Raw genomic sequence first — 5,678 nt, 5'->3', positions numbered from 1 at the left:
GCCCCATAAGGAAGAATGACTGTATTGGGGCGTCTTTGCGAGAAATATAAAAAAATGCCTAAAGTACTTAAAGATAAAAGTTAAAAGTTATGAATAAACAGATATAAAAATTCTCTTTGCGTTCTTTGCTTGCCCCATAAGGAAGAATGACTGTATTGGGGCGTCTTTGCGAGAAATATAAAAAAATGCCTAAAGTACTTAAAGTTAGGAATTATGAATAAACAAATAAACAAATAAACAGATAAACAGATAAACAGATAAACAAATAAACAGATAAACAAATAAACAGATAAACAAATAAACAAATAAACAATTTAACAGATAATCATGAAAACAACAGTAGCTTTAATTTTTGGCGGGAAATCTACAGAACATGAAGTTTCCTTAATGTCAACAATAAATGTTTTAAAAAATCTTGACAAGGATAAGTTTGAAGCATACTTAATTTACATAAATAAAAATGGAGCTTGGTTTCATATTTCAGAAACAGAATTTATTACTCAAAAGATAGTTACAAATGAATCAAAGAAACTTTCCTTGATTCTTGATGAAAACAAATTCAAATTTAAAGATTCAAAAAGCACTACGGAAATTGACGTTGCTTTTCCCGTATTGCATGGACCTAATGGTGAAGACGGTAGTGTCCAAGGATTTCTTGAAGTGTCAAATATCGCTTTTGTAGGTCCCGGTATTCTTGGTTCTTCTACTGCAATGGATAAAGATATTGCTAAAATTCTTTTCAAAAATGCAGGAATTGAAATTGCAAAATACTTGTGTTTTAGAGAATCTGATAGCATTGACCTCAAAAATGTTTTTAAAGAGTTAGGCTCTACTGTTGTTATAAAACCTGTTAATGCAGGCTCATCCGTAGGAATTTCAAAAGCTGAAAACATTTCATCATTAGAAAAAGCAATTAAACTTGCCTTTGAATTTGATAAAAAAATAATTATTGAAGAATATATTGATGGCAGAGAATTAGAAATTGCAGTAATTGGAAACAACGAAATTACCGCCTCGCCTGTTGGTGAAATTGTAACTGAATTTTATGATTATCATGAAAAATATTCTTCTGAAAGCAGAACAAGACTTGATGCACCTGCAAAAAATTTAAACAAAAAAATTATTAAAAAACTTCAGGAAACAGCAATTAAAGCATTTAAAGCACTTGAATGTGAGGGAATGAGCAGAGTTGACTTTTTTCTGACAAATGATAAAATAATAATTAACGAAATAAATACCATCCCCGGATTTACCAATATCTCAATGTATCCGAAATTATTTGAACTTAATGGCTTTACCCAAAAAGAACTCATTACAAAATTATTAGAACTAGCAATTGAAATAAATAAAAATAAAAATAAACTGAAAAATAATTTGGAATAGTATTATCCTAAATCGCCATAAAATATTGAAAACAAATTAGATTTTATCCTTAATCGATGAAAAAATTCTTTGCATTAGCTATGAAAATAAATTATATCTTCCAATAAATCAAATTTTTAAAATTTTTATTGCTTTTTTAAATTATATTTGAATTATTATTAAAACTTCTAAAAAATTAAATTCATGAATAAAATAGCTCTTTATTTCTTCTCATTCCTCCTTTTAAACAGCTTATTAATTCAAGCCCAAAATACAGGACAACTTACACCTACAAAGCAAGTATCAATTGTAATGATGTATGAAACAACCAACATCCCTGCATTTATGAAACTCGACCAAAGCGTTGCTGTGGATGGTTTTGAAAACTGGATAAAACAAAAGTATAATATTGAATCTGAGCTGAACTTTAAATTAATTAATGAAGAAAAAGATAATCTTGGATTTGTTCACTATAAATTTCAACAAACATATAAGGGTTATCCTCTTATAGATGCAATTTATATTGTTCATTCTTACAACAACAAAATTGTTTCATGTAATGGTCTTGCTTTTGACAAAATTGAAATTAGCAATCAAATAAGTTTAAGCAAAGATGAAGCACTTCAAACAGCATTAAACATTGTGGATGCAAAAAGCTATGTGTGGGAATTTCAAGGAATGGAGGACATACTCAAAGAGTTGATGGAAGATAAAAATGCAACATATTATCCAAAAGGAGAAGTTGTACTTATCAATCCTTACAAAAATTTTAAAAGTGGGAAATTACGATTGGCATATAAATTTAATATTTTTGCAAAAGAACCTATGTCGCGTTCAAAATATTACATTGATGCAAGTACAGGCGAACTGCTTTTTAAAGAAAACATAATTCACACTGCCAACTCCAAAGGCACAGCACATACAAAATACAGCGGAACACGAACAATCACAACCGACAGCATTGCTCAAGACAGTTTTATTTTAAGAGAAACAGGCAGAGGCAAAGGAATTGAAACTTATGACATGAATAAATCCAATAATTATGGAAATGCAGTTGATTTTGTGGATACCGATAACGACTGGAATAACTTTAACAGTAATTACGATGAAATAGCTACAGATGCTCATTGGGGAACAGAAATGACCTACGATTTTTATATGAATAAATTCGGAAGAAATAGTATTGATAACAAAGGTTTAAAACTCAGAAGTTATGTACACTATTCTCAAGTACCTGGGCAAGATTATGCAAATGCTTTTTGGAATGGGAACTTTATGACTTACGGTGATGGTAATGCTTCATTGAGTCCATTAACTGCACTTGATATTACAGCTCATGAAATTACCCACGGACTTACTTCATACACTGCAAAGCTTACTTATGCCTATGAATCAGGAGCTTTAAACGAAGGATTTAGTGATGTTTTTGGAACTACAATTGAATTTTATGCTAAACCTACACTGGCAAATTGGTTAATTGGTGAGGATATTGGCAATGCAATGCGTTCAATGTCAAATCCTAAATCACACGGACAACCGGATACATATCACGGAGAAAATTATTATTTTGGTTCAGGTGATAATGGAGGAGTTCATAAAAATAACAGCATTATGAATCATTGGTATTACCTACTTTCTGTTGGTGGAAATGGTGTAAACGATAACAATGATAGTTTTGATGTAATAGGAATAACAATTGAAAAAGCTTCTAAAATTGCTTTCAGGTCATTAACAGTTTATATGATACCAAGTACAGAATTTTTGGATGCACGAACATTAACAATGCAAGCTGCAACCGACCTTTACGGAGCATGTTCTCAAGAAGTGGAAAGCGTAATTGAAGCTTGGTATGCTGTTGGTGTTGGCACAAAAGGAAAAATAGGCAAATTTTATACACCATTAACTGACACTTGCACAGTACCATTTACAGTTAAATTCACAAATCTATCAGATGCTTTTACCTCCTATTCATGGGACTTTGGAGACGGAAAAACAAGTAACGATAAAAATCCTGTTCACATTTACACTACTTATGGTTCTTTTGATGTACAATTAATCGCTTCAAGTGTATGCAGTACAGATTCGATTACAAGAAAATCCTATATTACTATTGATTCAAATATTTTGTGTCCTCATTTTATGTCAAATACAACTACGCCAATAACTTTTACAGATTGTTCAGGACGACTGTATGATGATGGTGGCACTGAAAATTATTCATGTAACCTTGAATCTGTGGCAACAATAGCTCCACCAAATGCTTCATCGGTAACCTTAAATTTTGTTTCATTTCATTACGAAGGAGAATGTGATTGCGATTGGATTTATATTTATGATGGAGCAAGTGATGCAAGTCCATTGATAGGTAAATACTCGGGAACACAATTACCCGAAGGTGGAACAATTCGTTCTACAGGTCCTGCAATTACAATAAAACAATCTACCGACCCAATGCTTACTTATTCGGGATTTGAACTAACATGGCAATGTAGTAATCCCGATATGGCTCCGGTCAGTGATTTCATTATTGACAAAAACGAAAGCTGTAAGCAAGCAATCAATTTTACAGATATGTCATTCAACAATCCATCCTCTTGGCTTTGGAAATTTGGAGACGGAACAGCATCAACGCTACAAAACCCTTCACATATTTATGATAAAAAAGGAATTTATTCAGTAAAATTAATTGCTACTAATAGTAATGGTAGTGATAGCATTATCAAAAATGATTTGATTACAATAACAAAACCCAATGTTCCATTTACAAAAAATGGTTCAAATTGTGGAACAGGCAAGGTAACTCTATTATCTTCAGGAACAGGAACTCTCAGATGGTTCGAAAATGAATCTACAAATAATGTTCTTTTTGAAGGAGATACTTTTATTACACCTCAAATAACTCAAACAACCGAATATTATATCGAAGATGTTACTGGAGGAATTGAACATCATACAGGAATAGAGAATAAAAACCTTTCTTCTGGAGGATATTATTCAAATACTAATTATCATGCTTTAGTATTCAATTGCTTTAAGGATGTAAAACTAAAAACCGTAAAGGTTTATGCTGACGGTGATGGTAATAGAACTATACAACTTAAAGCAGATGACGGAACAATATTGGATGACACAACAATGTATATTAACGATGGCGAACAACTTATAACACTTAATTTTGATATTCCAACAGCCACAAATTTGGAGCTTGGTTGTCAACCCGTTGCAAATTTTTACAGAAACAATGGAGGCATTACATATCCCATAGAAATTGAAGGTATTTTATCAATTCACAAAACAACAGCCACTGATCAGGGTTTTAACGGATACTACTATTTCTTCTACGATTGGGTAATTGAAACCTCAGAATGTTCAAGCAACAGAACAAAAATAACAGCTTATATTAATAGCTCCCCTCCTGATGCAGATTTCAACTTTTCAATAAATGATTCAAGGGTTAGTTTTACAAATATTTCAAGCGATGCTGTAAATTATATTTGGGATTTTAATGATGGGAATTATGATTCGATAAACACAAGCCCTGTACATATTTATACAACAACAGGAGATTATGATGTAAAACTCCTTGCCGAAAACGGATGTGGCTTTGATTCAACCACTAAAACAATTAACATTACTAGTTCAATAGAAGATGCAAATATTATTGACAATTTAAATATCTATCCCAATCCTGCAAACAATAAGTTAAACATAAGTTTTGAAACAATAAATTCTGAAGACGTTTCAATTCAGTTCATAAATATTTTAGGTAAAACATTTATTACAAAAAAAATAAAAGGAAAGATAAATAATCATAAAACAGAAATAGATATTTCAAATTTACCAAAGGGTATTTATTTTATAAAAATTAAAAATAAAGAAGGAGCAATTATAAAAAAAATTATCAAGAAATAAAAATTCATTCGTGCATTCGTGGCAAATAAAAAAGTTCATTCGTGCATTCGTGGCAAAAAGAAAATTCATTCGTGCATTCGTGGCAAAAGAAAATTCATTCGTGCATTCGTGGCAAAAAGAAAATTCATTCGTGTATTCGTGGCAAAAAGAAAATTCATTCGTGCATTCGTGGCAAAAAGAAAATTCATTCGTGAATTCGTGGCAAAAAAAAGTCAACACTATTCAGGCAAGCACAGGCTGACTACACGACTGCCAACTCCTTCTTCCTACTTAGTGCCTCTTAGAAAACTCTACAAAATTAAAAATGTTTCTTTTTGCGATATTTTTATTTTTCTCAAATCACTGATGCAAAGGCATCAGTTCATTTCCAAAAAGTAAAAATCTCATCAAAAATAATTCATTTT

Annotated in this window: 3 protein-coding genes; all 3 read left to right on the top strand. The window is 31.3% G+C overall.

Features of this window, described 5'->3' with window-relative positions:
• The first annotated feature begins 327 nt into the window (after nt 1–327).
• The 3 genes from U9R42_01395 (at nt 328) to U9R42_01385 (ending at nt 5,515) form a co-directional block, all read left to right on the top strand.
• A complete protein-coding gene (locus U9R42_01395; GenBank protein MEA3494669.1) occupies nt 328–1,383 on the top strand; it encodes a D-alanine--D-alanine ligase family protein in 1,056 nt (351 codons plus the stop codon).
• Nucleotides 1,384–1,566: 183 nt separating this feature from the next.
• Nucleotides 1,567–5,274: a M4 family metallopeptidase gene (locus tag U9R42_01390; protein ID MEA3494668.1), complete on the top strand. Its 3,708-nt coding sequence runs from the start codon at nt 1,567–1,569 to the stop codon at nt 5,272–5,274.
• 10 nt (nt 5,275–5,284) lie between these two features.
• Nucleotides 5,285–5,515: a hypothetical protein gene (locus tag U9R42_01385; GenBank protein ID MEA3494667.1), complete on the top strand. Its 231-nt coding sequence runs from the start codon at nt 5,285–5,287 to the stop codon at nt 5,513–5,515.
• Nucleotides 5,516–5,678 lie beyond the last annotated feature (163 nt).

The organism is Bacteroidota bacterium, assembly GCA_034723125.1.
Classification (GTDB): Bacteria; Bacteroidota; Bacteroidia; order CAILMK01; family JAAYUY01; genus JAYEOP01.
Note: the sequence above shows the minus strand (reverse complement) of the source record. Positions and strands in the feature narration are given on the sequence as shown.

What these genes read in the sequence shown, in the direction of transcription:
- U9R42_01395 (MEA3494669.1), top strand. Translation starts at nt 328, where the DNA reads ATGAAAACAACAGTAGCTTTAATTTTTGGCGGGAAATCTACAGAACAT.
- U9R42_01390 (MEA3494668.1), top strand. Translation starts at nt 1,567, where the DNA reads ATGAATAAAATAGCTCTTTATTTCTTCTCATTCCTCCTTTTAAACAGC.